Source organism: Streptococcus vicugnae (assembly GCF_016461705.1).
GTDB classification, from domain to species: Bacteria; Bacillota; Bacilli; order Lactobacillales; family Streptococcaceae; genus Streptococcus; species Streptococcus vicugnae.
On the sequence record NZ_JAEMHW010000001.1, the window covers coordinates 266,620 to 291,985 of the forward strand.

The following is a 25,366-nucleotide window of genomic DNA, read 5'->3' on the forward strand; positions in this document are numbered from 1 at the left end:
ATTATGATAACTGATATTGCAACATTGATAAAAAATAAACGTAAAGAAAAAGGTTTAACTCAAAAAGAACTAGCTGACGGTATCTGCGTGCAGGGTGTCATCAGTAAAATAGAAAAAGGCGAAACAACGCCATCTGTGGATTTGTTTTTTAAAATCGTTAAAAGACTTGATATTGATATATCGACTGTTTCTAAAATTTTTGACTTAAATAATGTATCCCACCAAAACTTGGTTTATTCTGATAAAGTTAAGCAACTACTTTACATGAGAGACTATGAAACTTTAAGTTATCTCTTAAAAACATTAAATAGACTCAATATGACAGTAGAAGAAACTCTTTACTATGATTGGTTACTTGCAATTACTAATTACATGACAAAACAGGATACGTTATCAGAGACAATTCAACAATTGAAAAAACTCTTACCTCAAACCAAAGGTAAATATCTTCAACTTTATTTAAAAGTAGTATCCGCTATTGCAAGTATTTATAGTGATAACCATGAGGATGAAGTAGCTTTACAATATTTTGAATCTATTATCAATGACTATAAAGCTAGCGATGATTTTCGAGATCGAGTTACTTTTCTATACAGTATTTCTCGTGCTTATTTCATAGAAGAAGATTTGGACAAGTCTTTGATGCATATTACAAAAGCTCTTGATGAGATTTTGGAAGAAAAATCAATATATTTATTGGGTGATTCTCTGTTGATGAAAGCTTATATTTTAGATAAAACAAAAATATATGATGAGGCTCAAAAATACTGTCGTAACGCGATTGCAATTTTCGAATTGGAAAATAAAGAGTTACTCAAAAATATGGCACAGAAATTATTAATAGATATTGAAGTTAAACAAAAAAACGTGTAACAATCTCTGTTACACGTTTTTTCATTCCTTCTCAGCCCTTCAACTCACTAATATCATCAATCACTTTGGCGTTCATGGTGTTAAGAGTATGAACTTCATCTTTAGTGTATGGGAAAGTATTAAGCAAGATACCATCGATGCCTGCTGCTTGTGCGATTGCCATATCGCTAGTGAAGTCGTTGCCGACCATGACCGTTTCTTCTGGATTGAGGTTGTTTTCACTTAAAACTAGATTCATAAAATCAACTTGTGGTTTTTTCATTTTATGATCTGACGAGATATAAATCTTGTCTAAAAAATCTCGACAACCTGTCATTTCAATTTCTGCCTGAGTGAATGCTCGCTGAGCGTTTGAAAGTAAAATAACTGTCGCTCCTGCTTCTTTAAGTGCCTTTAAAGTGACTAAAGTATTTTTATAGACTTGCAATTTTTTACGCGACAACATTCTAAAAGTTTGAGCAATGAGATTCCCCCAAGTTTCTAAATCTAAAATAATACTGTCGGTCGCGTGTTTGTGAGGGGCTTCTAGCATGAGTTCGATAAAGATAACAACCAAATCAACTTCAACATGTTGCCAAGGATAGTGTTTGCGAAGCTTTTCTTCTTGACGTTTGATGAGTTCATCATAATTAGCTTTTAGCTCTATAGCTGAATAATCCGCACCATATGCTGCGTAAAGAGAAGCCATTTGTTGCCAAAGCATCATATCTTCTTCATCAGTTACGATATCGACTAGCGTTCCATAAAAATCAAAAATATAATTCTGATACTGCAAATTTGCCATTTTTCCTCACCTAAAAATATTATGATTACGTTTACAAGGGCTATTATAAAAGAAAAACAATGATTTGACTAGTCTAAATAATAAAAATTGGCAATCATTTCTCAACAACTGCCAACTCCTTATTTTCTAAATTAGCCGCGGAAAGCATCCAAAATGATTTTGAATTCGTCATTTGTGAGCGTAATGCCTTTACCCATTTTACTGTGGTCTGGGCTCCATGAACGAATGTCAAATTTTGGTTCAGCACCATTAAAGCTAACACGGTTCAATTCTTTTGTCCAACCTTTATCACTTTCTGATAGGGTAAGTAAGTGTTCAACGATTTCAAATTTAAATTCTGACATAATGATATCCTCCTACTTAATATATTCGTAAAAAATCTCTAAACTTTTGATTATTTATTTTTTTTCTTAAAAGGTGTATAATCATTTTATCAATTTTTAGGATAAATGACTATGAAAAATATTATCAAGCAATTTAAAAAGCAAGCACAAGCCTATATTGACTTTCGTGCACCACAAACACCAGAGATTAATCTAAAATCTAACAAAATCATTACAATTATCAAGGAAGCTCAGGAAAAACACTTAGCTCTTCATGCCATCTATGACGACGAAAGTTTTACAGGCGACTTGGTTAAATACGATGCCAAAAATAGCAAATTAATTCTGAAGAACTTTCAAAAGAATATTTCAACCATTATTCCTATCGATGACATTAAACGCTTGAGTCTTGTCCCACCAACAGTTAGAAAATCTCAACTTCAAAATCTTAACAAAAAATGAACGACCGAAACAAAAATGTTTTTAAGTCGTTCATTTTTTATTATTACTGCATTAATTATGCTCGAACTGTTTTGCTTGAGCCATCATTTTTATAAAGGTTAACTAGACCTTCTTTGCAAGCACGAATCATATCTCCAGGCTGAACGGCTTGTGGGACAGTGATTGTTAACAATTCCATTGGGTTTGGAGCGCGGTCAATTTTATTGCCATCAGCATCGTGCAAGTCTTTGATTGTTGTTTCAAAGTGACGAAGACCTGGACCGTAAAATTCGACCTTATCTCCTTCGAGGATAACGTTACGTTGACGGATTGTTGCTGTCATTGTGTTTTCATCAAAGGCAATAACTTCTCCGACAAATTTATATTGTGGTATTTTACGACGAGCGCCAAAGAGTTGCTCGTTTTCTGTTGGTGTTTGGTAGTAGAAACCAGTTGCCAATTCACGTTGGGCAACTTTCCAAAGCTCATCAAGCAATTCACCTTTGATTGCTTCAAATTTTGCTGGACTTTCTAGGTAAGCATCAACAGCTGCGCGGTAGCAGTTTGTCACTGTTGAAACATAGTGAATTGATTTCATACGACCTTCAATCTTGAAGCTATCAACACCATTATCAATCAAATCTGGCAAGTGTTCAATCATACACATGTCAACTGATGACATTGAAAATGGTTCTGGAATTTCACCTTCAAGGCTCTTGCGTTCTTGACCAAATGGCATATCGTAAAGGTCATATTTCCAACGACAAGATTGTGAACAACCACCACGGTTGGCATCACGGTGACTCATATGGTTAGAAAGGACACAACGTCCTGAGTAACCTATACACATAGCTCCATGAACGAAAGCTTCAATTTCAAGTGATGTGTGTTTGCGGATTTCTGCGATTTCAGCAACACCGACTTCACGCGCTAAAACAACACGTGTCACACCAATTTCTTCCCAGAAAGCAAAAGCTTCATAGTTAGTTGTAGAAGCTTGTGTAGACACATGGACTTCTAAACCTGGTGCTTCAGTTAAACAAATAGTAATCATGGCTGGGTCTGATACGATAACAGCATCTAAGCCCATGTCACGAAGTTGACGGAACCACTCTCCTGCACCGACTTCGTTTCCTTCGTGAGTAACCATGTTGGCTGCGACGTGCACGCGAGCACCACGAGCATGGGCATAATTAATCCCTTCTTGCAATTCTTCCATAGAGAAGTTACCAGCACGGCTACGAAGACCGTATTGTTGACCACCTACAAAGACTGCATCTGCTCCATAATCAACAGCGACTTTTAATTTTTCAAGTGTTCCAGCAGGTGCTAAAACCTCTGGACGTTTAAACGTATTTTTTGACATTATAATCTTCCTATTTTCAAGATAGTAAAAATGATTTTTGATAAAAGCTAAGCTTTATCCATTTAACTTTGTTTTTTTGCTTATCATGCCCTGAAATAGTAACTCAATCATGATAAAGCAGCGATTTGCGTGAACTTATTTCACTTCTTCTGGATCAAATTCGTAGAATCCAGTTCCAAGCGTACGACCTTTTGGATGTAATTTACGGATTTCTTCATCAAACAAGAAGGCTTGATCTGATGTAAATTCTCCAGCTTCCATCAATTCTTTTGTTTTCACAAAGATTTTTGCGATTTCAACAAAATCATGACCAGGACAATAAAGCCCTTCTAATTTCCAATGAGTGTAGTTATGCTCTACCAATTCTGTTAATTTTGGCATCATATCAAGGTCATCGGTATCAAAGATGTGTGTCCCGTGTTTGTCTTCATAAATAGAGTAGTGAGTGTCTTTATCACTTGGTTCAGCAAGGAAAAGACCACGTTCACGTGTTTTTTCATCATCGATGTGTGTAAAATTATAATAATTTTGCAACAACGGACGTTTTGAATGATGAATAACAGTTGCTCCGTAAACAAGCACTTCAGCTGGGTAACGAAGGTTTTCTGACATTTTGAATAATTCTTCTGATGGAATTTCGCGAGCTAAAACTGTTTCACTGGCACCGTGATCACCCCAGAAATTCACTTGACGACTTGATGTCACGAAAACTGATGCATCGTAAATCATCTTGAAGTTGTAGCCTTCATGTTTGTTGATGTGGAAAAGACCAGCATCACAAGCCACAACATAATCTGCTTTGATTTCTTTCAAGAAATCAAGGTATGGTCGAACGGCATTAATCATGTCTTGGTGCAACAAAGCATTGCAAGCAACACTCAATTCTTTACCAGCATCATGAACCAATGTCGCAATTTCACGAAGTTCATCGTAAGTGAAATTGTGCGGTAAACGCAAACCATAATTTTTTTCACCCACATAAATGCGGTCAACACCTGCTTCTAAGAGCTCTTTAACTTGCTCAATAGACTCAGCTGTCGCAGTAATAATTATTTTTTCCATAACGTTTTAATTATACCACTCCTATAACAATTCGTCACAGATCTCCTCAGAATCCTATTGTTATAGCTTTCTAAAGTATTTTAAGTAAGCTTCAGAATGAGCAAAACTTTATGAGAGGAGAGGCTCAAAAAGAAATCCTCATTTTGAAACAAAAAAGAGGAACAACTATTTTAAACATATTTTTAGGCAAGAGTCAAGGTCTTTTTTAAAAAAAGGTGACAAATTCATTAATTTGTGGTATCATATCAGTTGAATTAGAGGAGAGGGATTATGTCAACACCGTTAAAGCAACATAAAGACCTTGAAGAGCAACATCTTCAAGAAAACGATACCCCTAAATTTTACGAATTTCAGGAAATTAATCACAGAAGCGCTAAGCTCAAGGAACTCATGTTCTTTGCCCGTATCGCTTTATTTAGTGTTTCTACAGTTGTGGTATCTTTCTTTTTACTAGTCTTGAATCTAGCTCCAATCTGGGCTTTCCTATTTGCCTCTCTCATTAGCCTAGCAATTACTTCAGCTATTTCAAGTATTATTTGGTCACTAAGACATTGATAAACAAAACTCCCATTACTGGGAGTTTTTTAATTATTGTCATCATGACAATAAAAAAGGCTGAGACAAAATGCTCAGCCTTTTCTATTATTCTTTAGTATCTTCTTCTGATTTTTCAGATTCAGTTTTTGTTTCATTAGATGGTGTTTCATCTTTTGCTGTGTAGTCAATGATAATATCAGCAACTTCAGCTTCTGTATCTTCTTTCACATCTTCTGCTTCATCAACAGCATCAGACACTTTTGAAGTGAATTCTGATACTTTTTCAGATGCATAATCAGCAGCAGCTTGTCCTTTTTCTTTGACTACTTCAAGAAATTCATCAGTTGTTAATTCACCTGATTCAAATTTTTGTTTGTAGTCATTGAATGTATCGACTGCCAAGTCAGTATATTCTGTTGCCTTATCTTTTGCTTTTTGATGGTATTCAGAAGGATTTTCTTTATAAGCTTGATATGCTTTGGTTGCTTTTTTCTGTAATTCTTTACCTTTTTCGGTAGATAGGAAATAGGCAGCAGCAGCACCTGAGGCAACACCGATAATCACATTTTTCAATAATTTACTCATGCTTTTTCTCCTTTTTTAAAATTTTTGAGGTAACTTTACCAACAGCAAAAGCTGCACTAGCTTTACCAACATTTGATGTCGCTTGAGAAGCTTTTTGAGATAAGTGTCGAGCTTGAGCATTCAAGTCAGAAACTGTCTCTGAAAGATCAGCGACCGCCACAAACAAAGGATCAATTGTTGAAACCTTGCCATTGACATCTTCTACTAAAACATTTGCTTTAGCTAGGATTTCATTAGCTTGGTGAAGTGATACATTAACATCACTAGTCAACACTTTAATCGTTTGTTTTGATTCCTCAATAGTCTCATTAACAACATCAACTGTTTTATATAGTTTAACACCAATTGGTACAAAAACGCCAACCAAAACTGCAAAAGCAATGGCTAAAATTAATAGAGCTACTTCTAACATCTTATCTCCTATCTACAAAACACCTATTCTTGATAGTATGGAATGTCTTTTTGCTTTCTTCTCCATACAATCATCACTAAACCAACCAAGATTAATATCGCTGACAACCATTGTGACACGCGCATGCCAAGGAACATCAAACTGTCAGTTCGCATCCCCTCAATCACAAAACGTCCAAAACCATACCAAATCAAATAAAAGAATGTCACTTCACCTCGTTTTAAGAAGTGTGGACGATGTCTTACGCTCATAATAATGATAAAACCAAGTAAGTTCCATAGCGACTCATATAAGAAAGTCGGAACCCGATAACTACCATCAATGTACATCTGATTCTTAATAAAATCTGGTAAGTAATTGAGGCTTTTAACAGCTTTACCGTAAGCTTCTTGATTGACAAAGTTTCCCCAACGACCAATAGCTTGCGCAATCATAACCCCAGGAGCAGCAATATCCAAAAAGTCAAGCGGGTTAATCGCATGGTAGTAAGAAAAGATAAATAGAACAATCGCTCCAGTAATCAATCCACCATAAATGGCTAAACCACCATGCCATATCGCAAAAATCTCTGTCCAAGGTTGGCTAGTGTAATACTGCCAATCAAAGATAACATAATACAATCTAGCTCCGATAATAGCTAAAGGAAAAGCAACCAAGATAAAATCTAAGATATCATCAGGAATAATCTTTCGACGAGGGGCTTCTTTCATGGCCAAGTAAACAGCAAGAAGCATACCTGACACAATGAAAAGAGCGTACCAACGAATAGCAAACGGACCAATTTGAATCGCAATCGGATTAATCATTAATTTTCCTCATTCTTGGTAATTAATTGTGTCAAACGTTCTTCAAATGTCTTAGTAGCATCAAATCCCATTTGTTTAGCACGATAGTTCATAGCAGCTGCTTCGATAACAACAGACATGTTTCGACCAGTTTGAACTGGGATGCGAAGACGTGGGATTTTAACACCTGACAATTCAAGTTCTTCATTACCATTTCCAAGACGGTCAAAGACTTTTCCTGATTCAAAGTTTTCAAGATAGATAGCCAATTGAACTTGTGAAGAATCCTTAACAGCACTCGCACCGTAAAGACTCATCACATCAATAATCCCAACACCACGGATTTCTAGCAAATGACGTAGAATCTCAGCAGGTTCACCCCAAAGTGTTTCTTCATCTTTAGCAAAAACATCCACACGGTCATCAGCCACAAGACGGTGACCACGTTTAACTAACTCAAGACCAGTTTCACTTTTACCAATACCAGAATCACCTTGGATCAAAACCCCCATGCCATATATATCCATTAGAACCCCATGAACACTAGTACGTTCTGCCAAACAAGAATCTAGATACCATGACATTTCACCAGATAAGCGACTAGTTGGCACATGACTTTGTAAAATAGCAATGCCTTTTTCCTTAGCAGCAGTAATCATTTCTTCTGGAATGGCCAAATTACGTGCCACAATAAGGGCTGGTGTTTCTGGCTTTATCATTTCTCTCAAAACATGACGACGATTATGTGAGGTCATTTTTGTGAGATAAGACCACTCTTTCATTCCCAAAAGTTGCAAACGCTCTGGTGAATAATAATCAAAATAGCCAGTCATTTCAAGACCTGGACGTGAAATATCTGACGTTGTAATCTCTTTTGATAATAAGTCATCATCACCGTAGATAACATCAAGTTTTACCTTGTCTACTAACATTTTTACAGTAACTGACATGTCTCATACCATGAACTTTTTACAAAAAATGTAAATGAATTGAAAACATCAAAAATAGGGAACTAGTCCATTTTCAATGATTTAACAATTCTGTTCAATCCTTTTCCTCTTTTTTCATTATTATATCATAATCATGCTAAAAAGTAAGCGCTCACGCAGGGTTTTCAAAGATTAATTATTAGCCACTACGTTCACGAAATAATAAAAAAGGCTTAGAAATTTCCAAACCTTTTCTTGTTTCTTAAGACTGCAATAAGTTCCTGTTATACTTATCTAGTCTTTTTGACTGCAACATTAAAAACTCAATCTGTCAGTGATTACCAGAACCAGCCGTCATTGTCATCGTCATCATCGACAACTTCAGCATCCTTTCTTCTACGCGGACCAGTACCATATTGATCACGTGTAATATCTTCTTTGTAAGGAAGAAAAATTGCTAAGAGGATGTAAAGCACAATGCCAAAACCATAAAAGTACATTAACAATGCTGCCAGGACACGTGTTAACGGTAAATCCCAGCCAAACTTATCAGCAATTCCGGCACAAACACCACAAACCAGTTTATTTTTTCGCTGTTTATAAAGAGCTGATTTCACCATTATCCCTTCCTTCTTTTACTATAACTATTATACCTAATCCCTTCTAAAATAAAATCAGCCTTACGACTGATTTTTAGAAGCAGGATTTTTTTCAAAAAAACTTGTCTCTTCTACTTTGATTAATTTTCCGTGACAACGGCCACAGCGGTATTTTTGGGTATTAACGCGACGTTTTCTGTGATAATTTTGTCCACATTTTTGACATTTATAATAATGAAAATGCTCATTTCTTGTCATTGATGGAGCATAGCGAAGACCATCTACTTTTTGCAGTAACTGCTTGAAATCCGCATCAGTATGCTTGTAGCCTTTTCCTTCAAAGTATAGATGATAGTGACATAGTTCATGCCGAACAATTTTTCGGAAAATATCACTTCCAAATGTCTCAAATATCTTGGGATTAAAATCAAGATGACCATCAGCAGGAAAAAATCGACCGCCAGTTGTCCGTAAACGACTATTCCAAACAGCTATATGACGGAATTCTTTGCCAAAATCTTCTAGTGATACTCTTTTGACGTAATCAGTTAAATTCACGTAAATCTACCAATGAAAGATTAATTTTTTCACGCTCTTTATCAATTTTTGAAACCCAAACTGTCACCACATCCCCAACTGAAACAACTTGGCTAGGGTGTTTAACAAAAGATTTACTCATTTGTGAAATGTGAATCAAGCCATCATCGTGAAGCCCAATATCAACAAAAGCTCCAAAGTCGACGACATTTCGGACAGTTCCTTCAAGTTTTTGACCAATTTCAAGGTCTGAAATATCAAGCACATCTTGACGAAGAACTGGCGCTTCAAAATCATCACGTAAGTCACGACCGGGTTTTAGAAGATCAGCAATAATATCTTTCAACGTTTCTTGTCCGATATTAATAGTTTCAGCCATTTCTTCAATAGAAACAGCTTGTAATTTTGCTTTAGCCGAATCATCCAAGTCAGTAATCCCTAATTCTTTCAACAAGCGTTCAACAGCTTTATACGACTCTGGGTGAACTCCTGTATTATCAAGAATATTTTCAGCTCCAGGAATACGCAAGAAACCTGCGGCTTGCTCAAAAGCCTTAGCTCCCAAGCGAGGAACTTTCTTAATTTCTTCACGTGAAGTGATACGGCCATTTTCATCACGGTATTTGACAATATTTTCTGAGATTGTCTTATTAAGTCCTGAAACGTGTGATAAAAGTGCTGGGCTTGCTGTATTGATGTTAACCCCAACTTGGTTAACCACGGTATCAACGACGAAATCAAGATTTTCTGCTAATTTTTTCTGGCTGACATCGTGTTGATATTGTCCAACCCCAATTGATTTTGGATCGATTTTAACCAATTCCGCAAGCGGGTCTTGCAAACGACGTGCAATTGAAATAGCTGAACGTTTTTCAACAGTCAAATCTGGGAACTCATGACGTGCCAACTCAGAAGCTGAATAAACAGAAGCTCCGCTTTCATTGACAATAACATAAGAAACGTCTGAAAAGCCTTTTAGGACTTCTGCCACAAAAGCTTCGCTTTCACGACTTGCTGTCCCATTTCCAATAGCAATAATTTCAACGCCATAGTTACGGATTAATTCAGCCAAATCTTTTTTAGATTGTTCAATTTTAGCTTGGCTAGCTGGTGGAACAGGATAAATCACTTGAGTTGTCATCAATTTTCCTGTCTGGTCAACAACTGCTAGCTTGGCACCTGTACGAAAGGCTGGGTCAAATCCCAAGACCATTTTACCTTTTAGAGGCGAAACCAAAAGAAGGTTACGAAGATTTTCTGAGAAAAGTGCGATAGCGCCATCTTCAGCACTTTCTGTTAATTCACTATGAATACGACGTTCCATAGCTGGAACAATTTTTTTCTTAATGGTTTTCGCGATGACATCTTCGATATAGGCATTTTTATTTTTGAAACGAGATTCCATAAAACGCACCATTTTATCGATGTTGTGTTCAAAACCAACTTTCAGAACTCCCAATTTTTCACCACGATTAAGAGCTAAAATGCGGTAGCCTTGAATTTTACAAACTTTCTCTGAGAAATCATAATAAATTTGGAAAGTTTTATTATCATCAGCTGATTCGTCTTTAAGGCTTGAGACGATTGAGCTATATGACCAGATTTCATTGTAAACCCATGAACGAAGGCGATTATCTTCTGAGAATGATTCAATGAGAATTTCACAAGCGCCGGCAATAGCTTTATCAGCTGTCTCAAATCCTTCTGTTATAAAGTCTTGGGCTTCTGTTTCTAAAGAAGCTTTGTTTTGCAAAATTAATCGCGCTAATGGGAATAGCCCTGCTTGTCTGGCAATAGTTGCTTTAGTACGACGTTTTTCTTTGTAAGGAAGGTAAAGTTCTTCAACGTCAGCTAATTTTTCAGCTGCCTCAATTGCTTTTTTTAGTTCAGCTGTCATTTTTCCTTGCTCTTCAATTTTTGCAAGAACTGTTGCTTTTCGATCAGCTAAAGCTGTCATACTTTTGTCCAAATCAATGATTGCTTTGATTTGAACTTCATCCAGATTACCAGTCATTTCTTTACGATAACGAGCAATAAAAGGAATGGTATTTCCTTCGTTTGTTAACTCGAGAACTTTGGCAATTTGGTTCTCTTTAATACTTAAGTCTTGAGCAATTTTTTGTATAATTTCATTTTTCATAGCTTATCTATTATAACAAAAAAACGGTTAAATCTGTGTTTTTTACTGATTTATTGATGATATTTAACTTAAGTTTTACCGAATTTTATCAAATTCATTCTTATAAATATCCGCTTAGCTTTTGATGATTTTTTTAAATGATAGTATAATAACTGGTGACTATATTTAGAAAAGAGGTGCCCAATAATGGCTATCACTCATAAACGTCAGGACGATTTAGAGTCAATGTTTGCAAGTTTTGCAAGTTTTCCAAAAGTCTCTAGCGACCCTGAAAAAGAAAAGGAAAGCAAGGATAAAGAAGCGAAGAAAGCGACTCATTAAGTTTTATGGACATTTTTAATCAATTACCGGCTAATGTCTTACAATGGTTTGCAATTTTTATTTCCATTATCATTGAGGCACTTCCTTTTGTTTTACTGGGAAACATTCTTTCTGGTTTCATTGAAGTCTACGTAACACCAGATTTAGTTCAACGTTTCCTTCCTAAAAATAAATTCCTACGAATTGTTTTTGGAACCTTTGTCGGCTTTGTTTTTCCATCTTGTGAATGTGGGATTGTCCCTATTATCACACGTTTCCTGGAAAAGAAAGTTCCAAGCTATACTGCAATACCTTTCCTAGCGACTGCACCTATTATCAATCCTATTGTGCTATTTGCGACCTATTCTGCCTTTGGAAATAGCTGGCGCTTTCTTGGATTAAGGCTACTTGGTGCCATCATCGTTGCCATGACACTTGGTATTATGCTTGGATTTGTCGTTGACGATAATATTTTAAAAGAAAATGCGGCACCTTGTCATATCCATAATTACTCAGGCGAGCCGTGGCATAGAAAAATTTTTCTTGCTCTTGGACATGCTATTGATGAGTTATTCGACACTGGACGTTATTTAGTCTTTGGATCTCTGATAGCATCCGCTATGCAAATCTATCTACCGACACATATCTTAACCAAAATCGGTGGCAACTCTTTAACAGCTATTCTCATTATGATGCTTCTAGCTTTCATCCTATCACTTTGTAGTGAAGCAGATGCCTTTATCGGCGCTTCACTTCTTTCTACGTTTGGGACTGCACCGGTTCTTGCCTTTCTTTTGATTGGTCCAATGGTTGATATCAAAAATCTCATGATGATGCTAAAATCATTTAAAGTTCGCTTTATTGTTGAGTTCATTAGTGTATCTGTCATCATGATTGTGATTTACTGTATGCTTGTGGGGGTGATTGGATGATTCGATTTCTAATTCTAGCTGGTTATTTTGAACTGACCATGTATTTACAAATCTCAGGAAAATTGAACCAGTACATCAATACCCATTATGCTTATCTTGCTTATATTTCTATGGTTCTGTCATTTATTTTGGCAATTGTCCAACTGATTGTCTGGGTAAAAGATATGAAAATGCACAGCCATTTACATGGAAAATTTGCTAAGATTACCAGCCCAATGATTCTAGTTATTCCTGTTTTTATCGGACTTTTAGTACCTACAGTAAGTCTTGATTCAACAACGGTTTCAGCTAAAGGATATCATTTCCCACTAGCCGCTGGTTCTGTCGGGACTGTCAGTGAGGACGGGACACGTGTTCAATATTTAAAACCCGATACTAGCCTTTATTTCACCTCATCTGCTTACGACAAAGAGATGAGAAAAGAAATGGAGAAATATCAAGGTTCAGGTGATGTGACGATTACCACAGATAACTACATGGAAATCATGGAACTCATTTATCTCTTCCCAGATGAATTTGCTGGACGAAATATCACCTATACTGGATTTGTCTACAATGAACCAGGACATGAGGGTTATCAATTTCTCTTCCGTTTCGGAATCATCCACTGCATCGCTGACTCTGGCGTTTATGGACTTTTAACAACAGGTAATACCTCAAATTATCCGAATAATGCTTGGATTACCGCGACAGGAACTATTAGCCTTGAGTACGATAAAACCTTGGAACAAACTTTACCTGTTTTACATATTTCAAAACTAAAAGAAACTGATACTCCTGATAATCCTTACGTTTACCGTGTCTTTTAGAGAATTGAAAACACCTTCCAATTTGGAAGGTGTTTTTTTATGAATGCTTTTTATAAGCAAAAACTAATCTAGCAATGTTAATCAAGGTAAAAGCTCCCCAAATTAACATGATAGTCCACTTACTTTCTGCTAAATAAATCAGAGTTAAAACCAATGTCGACGAAGTTAAAAGGATTGTCGATAAATGTGCTTTAACAAAATTAAGCATGTCTTTAAATAATCCCTTCTAGGAGACCACGGATAAAGTCTTCAGAATCAAATTCACCAATATCATCGATTTTTTCACCAAAACCAATGAATTTAACTGGGATATCAAGTTCTTGACGGATAGCTAGAACGACACCACCTTTAGCAGTTCCATCAATTTTAGTTAAGATAAGACCTGTCAATGGTGTAATTTTAGAGAATTCTTTAGCCTGGCTAAGTGCATTTTGACCTGTTGAAGCATCTAAAGCAAGAAGTGTTTCATGCGGAGCATCTGGTACCACGCGCTTAATGATACGACCAATCTTTTCTAGTTCTGCCATCAAATTATCTTTGTTTTGCAAACGACCAGCAGTATCAATCAGCAAAACATCAACATTTTCAGCAACGGCTTTTTCCATTCCATCAAAAACAACAGAAGCTGGATCAGCTTTTTCAGGACCAGTCACGACTGGAACACCCACACGGCGTCCCCATTCGGCAAGCTGAGCCACCGCACCTGCACGGAAGGTATCAGCAGCAACAAGCATGACTTTTTTACCTTCATTTTTGTATTTGTAAGCAAGTTTACCGATTGAGGTTGTCTTACCAACACCATTAACACCGACAAAGAGCATCACTGTCAAATCATCTTGAAAATTGATTTTTTCATTAAAAACGCCATCTTTTTCATAAATTTCAACCAATTTTTCAATGATGACACGTTTTAAATCATCCGCTTTCTTAGCATTTTCTAATTTGGCTTCATAACGAAGGTCTTCTGTTAATTGTGTCGCTACGTTAACACCGACATCAGAAAGGATAAGCATTTCTTCAAGCTCTTCAAAGAAATCTTCATCCACACGACGGAAATTAGCCAAGAAAGCATTCAAACGAGCACTAAAACCAGTACGAGTTTTCTTAAGGCTGCGATTGTATTTTTCTTCCTCTGTTTCAACCGCTTGTGAAGTAGCTTCTTCTTTTGGTTCATCTTGACGAGTATCGACAGCTTCAAACTCAACTGTTTCACCACGATCAATTGCTTCTTTTACAGCTTCCTTTTTAGCATAGTAATCAGCCATAACGCTAGAAAAATCTGCGCTTGATTCCTCTTTGACTTCTTCAGGTTGACTAGCAGCATCTGCAGAAACTTGTTCAGAGTCTTCCACAGTTTCTACTGTATCTGTAACTTGTGTTTCAGCCTCAGTTTCTTCTGCTACTTCGTTTTTCTCATCAGCTACAGTTTCTTCAAGGTTTTGAGCTGTTTCTTGCTCTTCAACAAGCTCTTTTGTATCCTTTTTCTTTCCAAATAAACGATCAAATAATCCCATATTATATTACCAAGAAAACAAGTCAGTTTTCTTTTCCTTTCTACTTCGCATCTAAAATGTATTTTTTAACAGCTTCTGCTACGCCAGACTCATCATTGGTACGACTTGTCACAACATCTGCTGTTTCTTTTGCGATTGCAACACCATTTGCCATAGCAACACCTAACCCAGCCCATTTTAACATGGAAAGGTCGTTTTCTTCATCACCCATAGCCATAACATTTTCTGATGTTAATCCTAGGTGCCCTACTAATTGATTTAAACCAGCAGCTTTATGAACACCTTTAGGCATCATTTCTACTATAATATCACGTGATTTAAAAATTTCAAAATGTTGATGTAGTTCTTTTGGCAATTTTAAGAGTTGTTGATCCAAAAAGTCTGGATTTGTCACACTGACCACTTTGTTGTAAATCACATTTTCTGGAATTTCAGCAAAGCTATTGACATTAACAAAATCAAGTGTCGGATTAGCTTGCGGATAATGAGATTCATTACCACGACAAGCTAAACTATAAACAATGCCATCACTAAGCACATCAAATGGGAGAGCAAGTGGCTCCAAATGACTGTATAACAAATGAAGATGATCGCGAGTCAACTCACTTTTAGCTAGGATTTCTCCATTTGTCTTCTGTACCAAACCACCATTAAAAGTGATGAGGTAATCATCATCAGAAATCAAATCCAACTCTTCAAGGAGCCCACTAATTGCTTTTAGGGGACGACCGGTCGTGATAACCACTTTAACACCCTTATCACGCGCAGCTCTGAGGGCTAATTTATTTTCTCGTGTTACAACTTTTTGACTATTAAAAAGTGTGCCATCTAGGTCCAAGGCTAATAACTTGATATCTGCCATTAATCAACTAATCCTTCCATGTAAGTCATAACAGATTCTTCATCACAGTGTCCGATGATTTCACTTGAAATTTCTTTAATTTCTTTACGAGCATTTTGGGTTGCTACTGCAGTTCCCGCAAATTCAAGCATTTCAAAGTCATTGAGATTATCACCAAAAGCTACAATTTCTGATGCTTTCATGCCATAAGCAGCACAAAGTGCTTGAAGCCCTGTCTTTTTATTAACATCGCGAAGAACAATGTCAACTGATTTGAAACCAGTAGTCACGGCTTGTGCATAATCAATGCGTTCATTAAACCAAGCTTCTCCTTTACGGACAGTGTCTTCAGAGAAATTAGCCGTAACCTTCAAAATATTATCTATCACATTTGCCAAATCATCAACACGTTGGACATTTTCATAGTAATGACTAATAAACTCAAGGTATTCATCACTAGCATCTGGGTGCAAATAAGCGCCGTTTTCACCTGACAATAGAAAATCGTGTCCAAGCATATAAGGACTTTCAATCAAAGTATCAACAATTTCCAAAAATTGTGGTTTGGTTAAGCCAGATTCAAAAACAATGTCTTTTCCAACTTTAACCAAAGTACCATTTTCAGCAATAAAAGCCATTTTATCAGCATGATGCTGAAACATTTTTTCCAAAGCCAATAGAGAACGCCCACTAGCTGCTACAAAAAGCATATTATTTTCTTCAAATTTTTCGAGGACATTATGGAGACGATGACCATCAAAGTAACCTTTACTAGTTAAAAAGGTTCCATCCATATCTGTCGCAACAAGTTTTATCATTTCTATCTCCCTCATGAATTACATAATTCTATTCTAGCAAAAAACGCCAACTTTTTCCTGCTAATAATCCATTCTTTTCGACTTATCACTAGCAAAAATATTTTTTAAATTTTTTTTGAAAAAAAGCCAGTTTTTTAAAAATTTTTTCGAATATATTATTAAGAAGAATAATAAAAGGGGTAAACTATAATGAAAAAAAACAACCACTATTTTTGGATTTCAGGCTTATTAGTCTTAACAGCTTGCGGAATTGCTTTAGCTGTTAACAATCACTCTCACCACAAGCAAGCTAAAGCACAAACTAATCACCATCTCACCCATAAAACAAGTTCTAATAAAAAAGCATCTAAATCTGCTAAGAAAAAACAGGTCGATAAACGACTTGATTTATTCCAATTGCCAAATGAAAAAAAGATTACTGATGATTTAGTCAAGGACGGCAAAAATATCGTTAATTCACGCCAAGTTAGCAAACAAGCTAGCCAATTTGATTTTGCAGCGTTAGCTCAAGGTGACTTTTCAAGTCTTGCAGGAACATGGCAAGATGCCAATGGTTATACGTTTGAATTTTCTCCACAAGGATTGGTTTCAAAAGATGGAAGATTAACCTTATCAGCTTTGACTTATGATGATAAAGGAGAAGCTATTTCGCAAGTTACTTCGTTAACTGGCGGATTTATCTTGTACTACTACGCTGCTGGCAATCAAATTCCTAATTGGCATTTCAATATTACAGATACCGATCCATCAGATTATGGTCGCGATCGTCTCTTTGCTGCACAGCTTAGCCGCTTCGACTATGAATCAACACAACAATTCGTAAATAGCGTCTTTTACAAAATTTCTGATAACTATAGCAAAGTCACACAAGATGACAAAAAAGAAGCTGAACAAGAAGAAGACACTGAAAATACGCCAGAACAAGAGACAGAAACAAGAGCTGAACAAGCAAGTGAGAGTCAAGAAAATGCTCAAAATGACGTAACAAGTGAAGAATAAACACAAAAAGCCCAACAAATGTTGGGCTTTTATCTATAAATTATTCTACAAGATTTTCTGCATCTTTTAATTTAACGGATACGATACGTGAAATTCCTGATTCTTGCATAGTTACCCCATAAATACTGTCAGCGGCAGCCATTGTTCCCTTACGGTGAGTAACAACGATGAACTGACTTGATTTATCAAAGCGATTGAGATAATCCCCGAAACGTTTCACATTTGCTTCATCAAGCGCAGCTTCCACCTCATCCAGAATAACAAATGGGATAGTTTTGACGCGGATAATGGCAAATAGCAGAGCTAAAGCCGAAAGAGCTTTTTCCCCACCAGACATCAAGTTCAATGATTGAATTTTCTTACCTGGAGGCTGAACCGAAATTTCAACTCCTGCTGTTAACAAATCACCTTCTGTTAATGATAAATCAGCAGATCCACCACCAAACATTTGAGTAAAGGTTTGCTTAAATGAATCACGAATAGCATTGAAAGTCACTTGGAAGCGAGACTTCACTTCGTCATCCATGTCATTAATGGTATCAAGCAAAAGATTTTTCGAATGAACCAAATCCTCTTTTTGACTGTTTAAGAAAGTCAAACGATTATTAACTTCATCATACTGGGCAATAGCATCTAAGTTAATTGGACCTAACGCCTTAATACGACGACGTAAGTCTTGAAGACGTTCTCGAGCAGCTGCCATATCTTCAACAACTTGGCTAGCTTCTCTTGCCTCATCAAGAGTCAAATGATAGTCTTCAGTCAAATCATGGTTATAACCACGTAAACGTTCAGAAACTTGAGCCACTTGTGCTTCAACCTGTACCTGTTTACGAATCAAGTCTTCATTTTTTTGATTTTCTTTAGTGACTTGCTCTTCAAGCTCTTCAAGATTAGCTTCACAATCTTCCAACTCAAATCGAAGGCTCACTAGACGTTCTTCTTCGCTAGCTTTTCGTTCCACTGCTTCATCATGTTGTTTTTTCAAAAGCGGCAAGTTTTCAACTTCTTGATCACTAGCATGAAAGGCGAGTAAATCTTCGCATTTTGCTATCTCAGCTTTATTTTCAACTAAGCTAATGTCAAGTCGTGTCTTATTAGCTGATTCAAACTTACGTTCACTTAACAATTCACGTTCTTGCAATTTTGCTTGTGATAATTGTTGACGAAGATTTTCAACTTTTTGTGTAATAGTATTTTTATTTTCTTTGATTTGTTCAATCTCGCTTGTCAACTCTTGTTTACGTTCAGCCACTTTTGTCAATTCTGCTTCAAAGTGAGCTTTTTGAGATTCCAAATCAGTTGAACCGCTGTCCGTTTCACTTTCTTGAAGTTGTTGACAAAGTTGATTAACATCATTCAAGCGTTCAGCAAGTTGTTGGTATTCCAACTCAGCTTTTTGTTCAGCAAAACGAGCTTCTTCTCCCTGAGCTTTTAAGCTTGCCAATTCTTCTTTGTTAGCTAGAAGAGCCTCGTGAAGGCCTTGAACATGTTTTTCTTGCTCGACTTGTTTTACTTGAAGGTCTTTTAATTCAGCAACAAGGTTATCTAGTTCTGGTTTGATAAATGTGGTGTTATTTTGACGATTAGCACCACCAGAGAATGATCCACCTGGTCGAATTTCAGTACCATCCAAAGCTACTAAGCGGACTTGGTAATGCAGTGCTCGCGCAGCTTTATTGGCGTTATCAACCGTATCAAAAACTGCCGTTACACCAAGAAGATTTTGAAAAATACTTTCTAAACGGTTATCAAATGAAACCAAGTCACTAGCCATACCAAGGAAACCTTGACTTGAAGACAAAATGCCATGATTTTGTTGTGACAAATGGCGTGGTTTGATGGTCGTCAGTGGTAAGAAAGTTGCACGTCCTTGACGATTCTTCTTCAAGAAAGCAATTGAACGTTTAGCTGCTGATTCATCTTCAACAATCACATGTTGACTTGAACCACCTAGCGCAATTTCAAGAGCTGTTTGATACTTACGATCAAAACTTAAATGTTCACTAACCGCACCAATAATACCGCCAAGCTGACCTGAAGCTTGTAAGACTGATTTGACACCAGCATAAAAATTACTATGATTTCTAAGAATAGATTCAAGACTTGACTGACGAGCTTGCTTAGATTTAATGATATCTAACTGATCAAACATCTTAGATTGTTCTGCTTGATAATCTTTTTCAAGCTGACTTGTTTTAGCAAATAGCTTCTGATAGGCATCAAGCAATTCTTTGACTTGTTCACGTGACGCTTCAAAGTTTTCAAGAGCTTCTTTAGCACTTGCTTTTAGCTCAGCCAAATTAGCTTGTGTTTGAGCCAATTCTTCAGATTTTGATTCTGACAATTGTTTTTGATTGTCAATATCAGCAATCGTCATAGTCAATTGGTTAGAAAGGTCAGCTTCTTTTTGCATCAAGCTAACAAATTCTTCACGCAATTTTTCAATGACTTGATCAGGATCAGTTGAGAAGCGATCTAATTCAGCTTGTAATTTTTGGATAGTTGCTGTTGTTTGCGTCAACTGCTCATCTAATTGAGCTAACTGATTTTCTTTTTGAGCTAGTTCTTCTCGTAAGCTTTCCTGACTAGCTTTTAAGTCAGCTAATTGAGTACTTGCTGCTTGTTTTTTCTCTTCTTTTTGGCTTGATTCTAACGCAATCAAATCCATTTGGCGTTCAAGGTCAGAAATTACTTTAGTTATATCAACCAAACCTGCTTGTTTATCTGCCATTTCTTCAGATAATTGATGGCGTTTTTCTTTTAAAGATTGATTTTGCTTTTCAAATCGCTGGCGCTGTTCATAGTAAGCTGACAAGTCTGATTGAATACCAGCTAAATCTTCTCTCAAGCTAGTTAAGCGCAGTTTATCAGCTTGGATATCTTCCACTAAGATATTCAAATGAAGCTGTTTACGTTCTTCTTCCAAGCTCATAAATTCCTTAGCAACTTGTGCCTGACGTTCTAAAGGCTTCACTTGAGCTTCTAATTCGTAAATAATATCGTCCAAACGGTCCAAATTATCTTGGGTTTGATGGAGCTTAGTTTGTGTTTCTTTTTTTCGTGTCTTATATTTTAAAACACCAGCAGCTTCTTCAAAAATAGCACGTCGTTCTTCAGGTTTACTATTGAAAATTTCTTCAACACGACCTTGTGAAATCACTGAGAACGAATCGCGTCCAAGCCCAGTATCCATGAATAAATCATGAATATCACGTAAACGAACCTTACGTCCATCAATCAGATATTCACTATCACCGTTACGATAGATATGACGCTCTACTCGAATCGTCTCTCTAGCATCTTTGATAAAACCATCTGAATTATCCAAACTAACAACAACTTGAGCGTAGTTCAATGGTTTGCGGTTTTCAGCTCCAGCAAAAATGACGTCTGGCATCTTGCCACCACGTAAATTCTTGGCAGAAGATTCCCCAAGTGCCCAACGTAAACTTTCGGTAATGTTAGATTTACCAGAACCATTTGGACCTACAACAGCTGTAACTCCCTTATCAAATTCAATTGTTGTCTTGTCTGCAAAGGACTTAAAGCCCTGCATTTCAATTTCTTTTAAATACATAAAATGAGAGATGAAAAGGCAAAGACCTTCCCGAGCTAACAACTAAGAAGAGCTTAACAGACCTTCTTATCGTCTTCTAGGCTACGTCAAACACGTATCATATGACCTAGGCAGGTTGGACATTTGCCTTTACGAATTCCTTTCAAACGTCTTATTGAAGAGTGGCAAGCGCATTTTTAGCAGCATCTTGCTCAGCTAATTTCTTAGATTTTCCGATTCCTTTACTTTTAGCTTCGTCATTGACATACACAGTCACTTCAAAGACTTTAGCATGCGCAGGTCCAGATTCATTTGAAACACGGTAATCAATAGTAACATCACCATGACCTTGTAATAATTCTTGAAGTGTTGTTTTATAATCTTTAACACGTTCAAAGTTACCTTTTTCAACTTGAGGAATCATCACTTGATTTAAGAATTTATTAACCGCTTCAACCCCTTGGTCCATCAAAAGTGCACCAAGAAAGGCTTCGAATAAGTCACCTAAGATAGTGTCACGGTTACGTCCACCAGATTTTTCTTCACCATTACCAAGTTTGATGAATTCATCAAAACCACAGTAACGTGAAAAGCCTGCTAATGATTCTTCACGAACAATAACAGAACGCATCTTAGACAAATCACCCTCTGGTTTCTTCGGATATTTTTTAAACAAATACTGAGAAATCAAAAGTTGAAGAACCGCGTCTCCTAAAAATTCCAAGCGTTCGTTGTGTGAAATGTTTAGGAGGCGATGTTCATTGGCATAAGATGTGTGAGTAAAAGCTGTTTCTAGCAAGGTTTTATCTTCAAAAACGATTCCGAATTCTCGCTGAAGTTTTGTATCTAAAGCTTGCATAATAAATCTCCCTTCAAAAATTAGTCTATGATTTTATATCAATAAAGCGTTTCCTTTAGAATCAGCCACTTAGCGATTCTAAAATATTTTTTCTAGTATAGACTATTTTATTATACCAAAAAGTTTCAAAAAAAGGGTATTCTCTCAAAAATCCCTACAATTATATTTACATGACAAAGTGTCAACTAAATGATCAATTAAAGCACTAAAAAAGCCACCAACTGCTTTTTTCAGCAGCTAATAGCTTTTTTGATTTATTAGCATTTAAATCCCAGTCAGCGGTGTTGCCTCTTCAGGCGAAGTATCAAAGACAGTCATGTCATGACCAACAGCAAAATCAGCTTGCATTAAGTTATTTTCCATGGTCATATGTGCCAATTCTTTGATATTATTTTCTTTACTTAAGTGACCAAGATAGATTTTCTTTGTGCGATTACCAATGGTACGAATCATGGTATCAGCACCATCTTCATTTGACAAATGTCCACGGTCAGATAAGATACGTTGTTTCAAACTCCATGGATAAGAACCAGCACGCAAAATTTCAACATCATGGTTTGACTCAATCAAATAACCATCCGCATTCTCAATAACACCTGCCATTCGATCACTAACATAGCCAGTATCCGTTAGAACGACAAATGACTTGTTATCTTTCATTAAACGATAGAATTGCGGATCAACAGCATCGTGACTAACACCAAAACTTTCAATATCAATGTCGCCAAACGTCAATACTTTACCACGTTCAAAGACATGTTTTTGAGCCACATCAAGTTTTCCAATCATATTTCGATCGTCAATCATTTGCCAAGTTTTGGCATTAGCATAAACATCCAGATTGTATCTACGAGCAAGCACACCTACACCCTTAATATGATCAGAGTGTTCGTGTGTAATCAAAATAGCATCCAAATCTTCTGGTTTTCGGTCAATTTCAGCAAGAAGACTGGTAATTTTCTTACCAGTCAAACCTGCATCTATCAAAAGACGTTTCTGTGGAGTTTCCACATAAAATGAATTTCCAGTTGAACCGGAGGCTAAGACACTATATTTAAAAGCATTCTCAGACATCTAGTCCTCGTCATCCTCCCATTCATCATATATATCAGAATCCTTCTCATACGGAAGAACAATTGTAAATGTTGAGCCCTTTCCATAAGTACTTTGAGCCCAAATAAAACCTTTATGTTGTTTGACAATTTCTTTAGCAATTGCAAGACCAAGTCCAGAACCACCTTGAGCACGACTTCGCGCCTTGTCCACACGATAGAAACGATCGAAGATTAATGGCAAATCTTTCTTAGGAATACCAAGACCTTCATCAGAAATCGAAATAATCAACTGTGTTTCGGTTGTTTTCATGCTGACAGTGATTTTTCCACCATCTGGTGAGTACTTAATCGCATTGTTAAGGATATTATCCAAAACTTGCGTCATCTTATCAGGATCAATTTCCACCCAGATTGATTTGATTGGATAATCTCTGACAATTTCATACTGCTTACCAGCAACCGTATGTTGACTCTTAATTTGATCAAAACGATTTAAAATGGATGTCATAAAAGCCGTGAAGTTAGTCATTTCAACTTCCAATTGCACTGTCTGATTATCAATACGAGATAAGTTAAGCAAATCAGAAATCATGCGAATCATACGGTTGGTTTCATCCAAAGAAACTTTGATAAAACTTGGTGCGATATCTTCTTTCAAAGCCCCTTCATCCAAAGCTTCAAGATAAGACTTAACCGATGTCAATGGCGTACGTAACTCATGACTAACGTTAGATACAAACAAACGACGTTCACGGTCTTCTTTTTCTTGCTCAGTTGTATCATGTAAAACAGCAATCAACCCAGAAATAAAGCCACTATCGCGACGGTTTAAAGCAAAACGAATACGTAAGGTAATAAATTCTCCCGTCTCGTCACGACGATTAAGAACAATTTCTGGTGTCTTTGATACCAAATCATGATATGTGTAATCACTATCATCACCTAAAATATCAACAATATTCATTCCAAGTGCTTCTTCACGCTCAAGATTAAGTTGTTTCTGAGCGGTCTGATTAATCATGGTAATGTTTCCAGAACGGTCAGTTGCCAAGACACCATCAGTCATATAGGACAGAATACTTGCCAAACGATTTTTTTCTTGGGCAAGATTTTCCTGTGCCAAACGAAAGACAGTCGACAAATCATTCAGTTGACCAGCAAGTTCTGCTAAATCTCTATCTTTCTCAATGATAATATCTTCTGTGTATTTCCCCGTAATCAGCTCTCGAACCTTACCGCTTAAACGACGAATATTAACTGACGTTCTATAGTCTCTAATGGCCAAATGGATAAAATAAATGGCTACAAAAGCTAACAAAAAAAGAATGGCTTGTTCAAAAAAATACGGATTGTGTATCAAAGTATCATTCATAGGACTTCATGTAATACCCTACACCACGACGTGTCAAAATGTATTCAGGACGACTTGGAGTATCTTCAATTTTTTCACGCAAACGACGAATAGTTACATCGACAGTACGCACATCACCAAAGTAATCATATCCCCAAACAGTTTCCAACAAGTATTCACGAGTCATTACTTGTCCCATGTGTGTAGCCAAGTGATGAAGCAATTCAAATTCACGGTGTGTTAATTCGATATCTTCACCTCGTTTTTGGGCCACAAAAGCATCAGGTAAAATTTTCAAATCGCCGATGGTGATTTCAGAATTTGATGCAGAAGCATTTTCTTCAGCAACAGCTGATTCAATATTTTCTGTACGACGAAGGTGTGCTTTTACACGCGCTAGCAATTCACGATTTGAGAAAGGTTTTGTTACATAGTCATCAGCACCGATTTCAAGTCCAATAACTTTATCAAACTCACTATCTTTCGCAGACAACATGATAATAGGAATATGACTTGTTTTACGAACTTCTTTTGCAACTTCAAGTCCATCCAATTCTGGCAACATCAAATCCAAGATAATCAAGTCTGGATTTTCTTCTTCAAATTTTTCAATCGCTTCACGACCATCAAAAGCCGTTACAGTTTCATAACCTTCTTTAGTTAAATTAAATTTAATAATATCTGAAATTGGTTTTTCATCATCAACAATAAGAATTTTTTTCATATGTCACCTCTTCAATTCTATGTCAGTAGAATAAAAATTCTCAAACAACAATTTCTATGTCATTTCATTTACAAAAATGACCACTACCCCTAATTATATCAAATTTCAATACTAATTGGAAACATTGGACACTTTTGAAACCATAAAGTAACATTTGACGCAAGAATTCAATATTCTTTGAGTTAATCAGTTATTTAAATTTTCTGAAATATTTGACAGTTAACATTTCAAT

26 protein-coding genes are annotated in these 25,366 nt (G+C 36.5%); 7 read left to right on the forward strand and 19 right to left on the reverse strand.

Going from position 1 to position 25,366, the window contains the following annotated elements; all coding sequences use genetic code 11:
* Positions 1 to 3: 3 nt before the first annotated feature.
* On the forward strand, positions 4 to 873 hold the full coding sequence (locus tag JG537_RS01275; RefSeq protein WP_199542629.1) for a helix-turn-helix domain-containing protein: 870 nt from the start codon (positions 4 to 6) through the stop codon (positions 871 to 873).
* A 31-nt stretch (positions 874 to 904) separates the two neighbouring features.
* Here JG537_RS01275 and JG537_RS01280 read toward each other — a convergent pair whose 3' ends face one another.
* On the reverse strand, positions 905 to 1,657 hold the full coding sequence (locus JG537_RS01280; protein WP_199542631.1) for an HAD family hydrolase: 753 nt from the start codon (positions 1,655 to 1,657) through the stop codon (positions 905 to 907).
* Between the two features lie 131 nt (positions 1,658 to 1,788).
* Entirely contained in the window at positions 1,789 to 2,001 is a 213-nt protein-coding gene (locus JG537_RS01285) for a YdbC family protein (protein ID WP_004232736.1), read from the reverse strand.
* 111 nt (positions 2,002 to 2,112) lie between these two features.
* Between JG537_RS01285 and JG537_RS01290 the strand changes: the two genes are divergently transcribed.
* Positions 2,113 to 2,442 carry a hypothetical protein gene (locus tag JG537_RS01290; protein ID WP_199542657.1) on the forward strand — a complete coding sequence of 110 codons (330 nt, stop codon included), beginning with the start codon at positions 2,113 to 2,115 and terminating at the stop codon, positions 2,440 to 2,442.
* A 55-nt stretch (positions 2,443 to 2,497) separates the two neighbouring features.
* On the opposite strand, the gene JG537_RS01295 is transcribed toward JG537_RS01290, so the two are convergent.
* Both JG537_RS01295 and JG537_RS01300 read right to left on the reverse strand, forming a co-directional pair.
* The gene (locus tag JG537_RS01295; RefSeq protein WP_132869707.1) at positions 2,498 to 3,787 is read right to left on the reverse strand and encodes a peptidase U32 family protein; all 1,290 of its coding nucleotides are present in this window, start codon (positions 3,785 to 3,787) and stop codon (positions 2,498 to 2,500) included.
* 135 nt (positions 3,788 to 3,922) lie between these two features.
* A complete protein-coding gene (locus JG537_RS01300) occupies positions 3,923 to 4,849 on the reverse strand; it encodes a peptidase U32 family protein (protein WP_199542660.1) in 927 nt (308 codons plus the stop codon).
* 270 nt (positions 4,850 to 5,119) lie between these two features.
* Here JG537_RS01300 and JG537_RS01305 point away from each other — a divergent pair, with 270 nt between their 5' ends.
* Positions 5,120 to 5,404 carry a DUF3270 domain-containing protein gene (locus JG537_RS01305; RefSeq protein ID WP_199542663.1) on the forward strand — a complete coding sequence of 95 codons (285 nt, stop codon included), beginning with the start codon at positions 5,120 to 5,122 and terminating at the stop codon, positions 5,402 to 5,404.
* Positions 5,405 to 5,491: 87 nt separating this feature from the next.
* Here the strand turns inward: JG537_RS01305 and JG537_RS01310 are convergent, their stop codons facing one another.
* From JG537_RS01310 to JG537_RS01340, 7 genes are all read right to left on the reverse strand, one after another.
* Complete coding sequence (locus JG537_RS01310; RefSeq protein ID WP_199542666.1) at positions 5,492 to 5,971, reverse strand: YtxH domain-containing protein; 480 nt, start codon at positions 5,969 to 5,971, stop codon at positions 5,492 to 5,494.
* The gene (locus JG537_RS01315) at positions 5,964 to 6,383 is read right to left on the reverse strand and encodes a DUF948 domain-containing protein (RefSeq protein ID WP_199542669.1); all 420 of its coding nucleotides are present in this window, start codon (positions 6,381 to 6,383) and stop codon (positions 5,964 to 5,966) included. The genes JG537_RS01310 and JG537_RS01315 overlap by 8 nt, the downstream gene beginning before the upstream one ends.
* A 23-nt stretch (positions 6,384 to 6,406) precedes the next feature.
* Complete coding sequence (lgt, locus tag JG537_RS01320; protein WP_132869973.1) at positions 6,407 to 7,189, reverse strand: prolipoprotein diacylglyceryl transferase; 783 nt, start codon at positions 7,187 to 7,189, stop codon at positions 6,407 to 6,409.
* Positions 7,189 to 8,118 carry an HPr(Ser) kinase/phosphatase gene (gene hprK / locus JG537_RS01325; protein WP_132869972.1) on the reverse strand — a complete coding sequence of 310 codons (930 nt, stop codon included), beginning with the start codon at positions 8,116 to 8,118 and terminating at the stop codon, positions 7,189 to 7,191. The genes lgt and hprK overlap by 1 nt, the downstream gene beginning before the upstream one ends.
* A gap of 317 nt (positions 8,119 to 8,435) precedes the next feature.
* Complete coding sequence (locus tag JG537_RS01330) at positions 8,436 to 8,714, reverse strand: PspC domain-containing protein (protein WP_074481443.1); 279 nt, start codon at positions 8,712 to 8,714, stop codon at positions 8,436 to 8,438.
* 63 nt (positions 8,715 to 8,777) lie between these two features.
* Positions 8,778 to 9,254: a SprT family protein gene (locus tag JG537_RS01335; RefSeq protein ID WP_199542672.1), complete on the reverse strand. Its 477-nt coding sequence runs from the start codon at positions 9,252 to 9,254 to the stop codon at positions 8,778 to 8,780.
* Complete coding sequence (locus JG537_RS01340; RefSeq protein WP_199542675.1) at positions 9,241 to 11,373, reverse strand: Tex family protein; 2,133 nt, start codon at positions 11,371 to 11,373, stop codon at positions 9,241 to 9,243. Before JG537_RS01340 ends, JG537_RS01335 begins: the two co-directional genes overlap by 14 nt.
* 186 nt (positions 11,374 to 11,559) lie before the next feature.
* Here JG537_RS01340 and JG537_RS01345 point away from each other — a divergent pair, with 186 nt between their 5' ends.
* Genes JG537_RS01345 through JG537_RS01355 form a run of 3 tightly spaced genes read left to right on the forward strand, consistent with a single transcriptional unit; the run spans position 11,560 to position 13,414 of the window.
* Positions 11,560 to 11,694, forward strand: a complete 135-nt coding sequence (locus JG537_RS01345; RefSeq protein ID WP_199542678.1) for an SPJ_0845 family protein — start codon at positions 11,560 to 11,562, stop codon at positions 11,692 to 11,694.
* 5 nt (positions 11,695 to 11,699) lie between these two features.
* Complete coding sequence (locus JG537_RS01350) at positions 11,700 to 12,605, forward strand: permease (protein ID WP_199542681.1); 906 nt, start codon at positions 11,700 to 11,702, stop codon at positions 12,603 to 12,605.
* Positions 12,602 to 13,414: a TIGR03943 family putative permease subunit gene (locus JG537_RS01355; RefSeq protein WP_199542683.1), complete on the forward strand. Its 813-nt coding sequence runs from the start codon at positions 12,602 to 12,604 to the stop codon at positions 13,412 to 13,414. Before JG537_RS01350 ends, JG537_RS01355 begins: the two co-directional genes overlap by 4 nt.
* A 212-nt stretch (positions 13,415 to 13,626) precedes the next feature.
* Here JG537_RS01355 and ftsY read toward each other — a convergent pair whose 3' ends face one another.
* Genes ftsY through JG537_RS01370 form a run of 3 tightly spaced genes read right to left on the reverse strand, consistent with a single transcriptional unit; the run spans position 13,627 to position 16,587 of the window.
* Positions 13,627 to 14,928, reverse strand: a complete 1,302-nt coding sequence (gene ftsY, locus JG537_RS01360) for a signal recognition particle-docking protein FtsY (RefSeq protein WP_199542685.1) — start codon at positions 14,926 to 14,928, stop codon at positions 13,627 to 13,629.
* Between the two features lie 40 nt (positions 14,929 to 14,968).
* The gene (locus JG537_RS01365; protein WP_199542693.1) at positions 14,969 to 15,790 is read right to left on the reverse strand and encodes a Cof-type HAD-IIB family hydrolase; all 822 of its coding nucleotides are present in this window, start codon (positions 15,788 to 15,790) and stop codon (positions 14,969 to 14,971) included.
* A complete protein-coding gene (locus JG537_RS01370) occupies positions 15,790 to 16,587 on the reverse strand; it encodes a Cof-type HAD-IIB family hydrolase (protein ID WP_199542702.1) in 798 nt (265 codons plus the stop codon). Before JG537_RS01370 ends, JG537_RS01365 begins: the two co-directional genes overlap by 1 nt.
* A 189-nt stretch (positions 16,588 to 16,776) precedes the next feature.
* Between JG537_RS01370 and JG537_RS01375 the strand changes: the two genes are divergently transcribed.
* Positions 16,777 to 17,586 carry a DUF6287 domain-containing protein gene (locus JG537_RS01375; protein ID WP_199542705.1) on the forward strand — a complete coding sequence of 270 codons (810 nt, stop codon included), beginning with the start codon at positions 16,777 to 16,779 and terminating at the stop codon, positions 17,584 to 17,586.
* 40 nt (positions 17,587 to 17,626) lie between these two features.
* On the opposite strand, the gene smc is transcribed toward JG537_RS01375, so the two are convergent.
* The 5 genes from smc to yycF all read right to left on the reverse strand — a co-directional run bounded on the left by smc (position 17,627) and on the right by yycF (position 25,134).
* Positions 17,627 to 21,166: a chromosome segregation protein SMC gene (gene smc, locus JG537_RS01380; RefSeq protein ID WP_199542714.1), complete on the reverse strand. Its 3,540-nt coding sequence runs from the start codon at positions 21,164 to 21,166 to the stop codon at positions 17,627 to 17,629.
* Between the two features lie 151 nt (positions 21,167 to 21,317).
* Positions 21,318 to 22,004: a ribonuclease III gene (rnc, locus tag JG537_RS01385; protein ID WP_199542716.1), complete on the reverse strand. Its 687-nt coding sequence runs from the start codon at positions 22,002 to 22,004 to the stop codon at positions 21,318 to 21,320.
* A 264-nt stretch (positions 22,005 to 22,268) separates the two neighbouring features.
* Positions 22,269 to 23,078 (reverse strand): MBL fold metallo-hydrolase, encoded by an 810-nt coding sequence (locus JG537_RS01390; RefSeq protein WP_132869857.1) that lies wholly within the window; start codon positions 23,076 to 23,078, stop codon positions 22,269 to 22,271.
* Complete coding sequence (vicK, locus tag JG537_RS01395; protein ID WP_199542727.1) at positions 23,079 to 24,431, reverse strand: cell wall metabolism sensor histidine kinase VicK; 1,353 nt, start codon at positions 24,429 to 24,431, stop codon at positions 23,079 to 23,081. It lies immediately after the preceding gene.
* Positions 24,424 to 25,134 carry a response regulator YycF gene (yycF, locus tag JG537_RS01400; RefSeq protein ID WP_074481427.1) on the reverse strand — a complete coding sequence of 237 codons (711 nt, stop codon included), beginning with the start codon at positions 25,132 to 25,134 and terminating at the stop codon, positions 24,424 to 24,426. Before yycF ends, vicK begins: the two co-directional genes overlap by 8 nt.
* Between the last annotated feature and the right edge of the window lie 232 nt (positions 25,135 to 25,366).

Bases quoted from the DNA above. Each gene is read 5' to 3' on its own strand.
- JG537_RS01275 (WP_199542629.1), top strand. From the start codon at position 4: ATGATAACTGATATTGCAACATTGATAAAAAATAAACGTAAAGAAAAA.
- JG537_RS01280 (WP_199542631.1), bottom strand. From the start codon at position 1,657: ATGGCAAATTTGCAGTATCAGAATTATATTTTTGATTTTTATGGAACG.
- JG537_RS01285 (WP_004232736.1), bottom strand. From the start codon at position 2,001: ATGTCAGAATTTAAATTTGAAATCGTTGAACACTTACTTACCCTATCA.
- JG537_RS01290 (WP_199542657.1), top strand. From the start codon at position 2,113: ATGAAAAATATTATCAAGCAATTTAAAAAGCAAGCACAAGCCTATATT.
- JG537_RS01295 (WP_132869707.1), bottom strand. From the start codon at position 3,787: ATGTCAAAAAATACGTTTAAACGTCCAGAGGTTTTAGCACCTGCTGGA.
- JG537_RS01300 (WP_199542660.1), bottom strand. From the start codon at position 4,849: ATGGAAAAAATAATTATTACTGCGACAGCTGAGTCTATTGAGCAAGTT.
- JG537_RS01305 (WP_199542663.1), top strand. From the start codon at position 5,120: ATGTCAACACCGTTAAAGCAACATAAAGACCTTGAAGAGCAACATCTT.
- JG537_RS01310 (WP_199542666.1), bottom strand. From the start codon at position 5,971: ATGAGTAAATTATTGAAAAATGTGATTATCGGTGTTGCCTCAGGTGCT.
- JG537_RS01315 (WP_199542669.1), bottom strand. From the start codon at position 6,383: ATGTTAGAAGTAGCTCTATTAATTTTAGCCATTGCTTTTGCAGTTTTG.
- lgt (WP_132869973.1), bottom strand. From the start codon at position 7,189: ATGATTAATCCGATTGCGATTCAAATTGGTCCGTTTGCTATTCGTTGG.
- hprK (WP_132869972.1), bottom strand. From the start codon at position 8,118: ATGTCAGTTACTGTAAAAATGTTAGTAGACAAGGTAAAACTTGATGTT.
- JG537_RS01340 (WP_199542675.1), bottom strand. From the start codon at position 11,373: ATGAAAAATGAAATTATACAAAAAATTGCTCAAGACTTAAGTATTAAA.
- JG537_RS01345 (WP_199542678.1), top strand. From the start codon at position 11,560: ATGGCTATCACTCATAAACGTCAGGACGATTTAGAGTCAATGTTTGCA.
- JG537_RS01350 (WP_199542681.1), top strand. From the start codon at position 11,700: ATGGACATTTTTAATCAATTACCGGCTAATGTCTTACAATGGTTTGCA.
- JG537_RS01355 (WP_199542683.1), top strand. From the start codon at position 12,602: ATGATTCGATTTCTAATTCTAGCTGGTTATTTTGAACTGACCATGTAT.
- ftsY (WP_199542685.1), bottom strand. From the start codon at position 14,928: ATGGGATTATTTGATCGTTTATTTGGAAAGAAAAAGGATACAAAAGAG.
- JG537_RS01365 (WP_199542693.1), bottom strand. From the start codon at position 15,790: ATGGCAGATATCAAGTTATTAGCCTTGGACCTAGATGGCACACTTTTT.
- JG537_RS01370 (WP_199542702.1), bottom strand. From the start codon at position 16,587: ATGATAAAACTTGTTGCGACAGATATGGATGGAACCTTTTTAACTAGT.
- JG537_RS01375 (WP_199542705.1), top strand. From the start codon at position 16,777: ATGAAAAAAAACAACCACTATTTTTGGATTTCAGGCTTATTAGTCTTA.
- smc (WP_199542714.1), bottom strand. From the start codon at position 21,166: ATGTATTTAAAAGAAATTGAAATGCAGGGCTTTAAGTCCTTTGCAGAC.
- rnc (WP_199542716.1), bottom strand. From the start codon at position 22,004: ATGCAAGCTTTAGATACAAAACTTCAGCGAGAATTCGGAATCGTTTTT.
- JG537_RS01390 (WP_132869857.1), bottom strand. From the start codon at position 23,078: ATGTCTGAGAATGCTTTTAAATATAGTGTCTTAGCCTCCGGTTCAACT.
- vicK (WP_199542727.1), bottom strand. From the start codon at position 24,431: ATGAATGATACTTTGATACACAATCCGTATTTTTTTGAACAAGCCATT.
- yycF (WP_074481427.1), bottom strand. From the start codon at position 25,134: ATGAAAAAAATTCTTATTGTTGATGATGAAAAACCAATTTCAGATATT.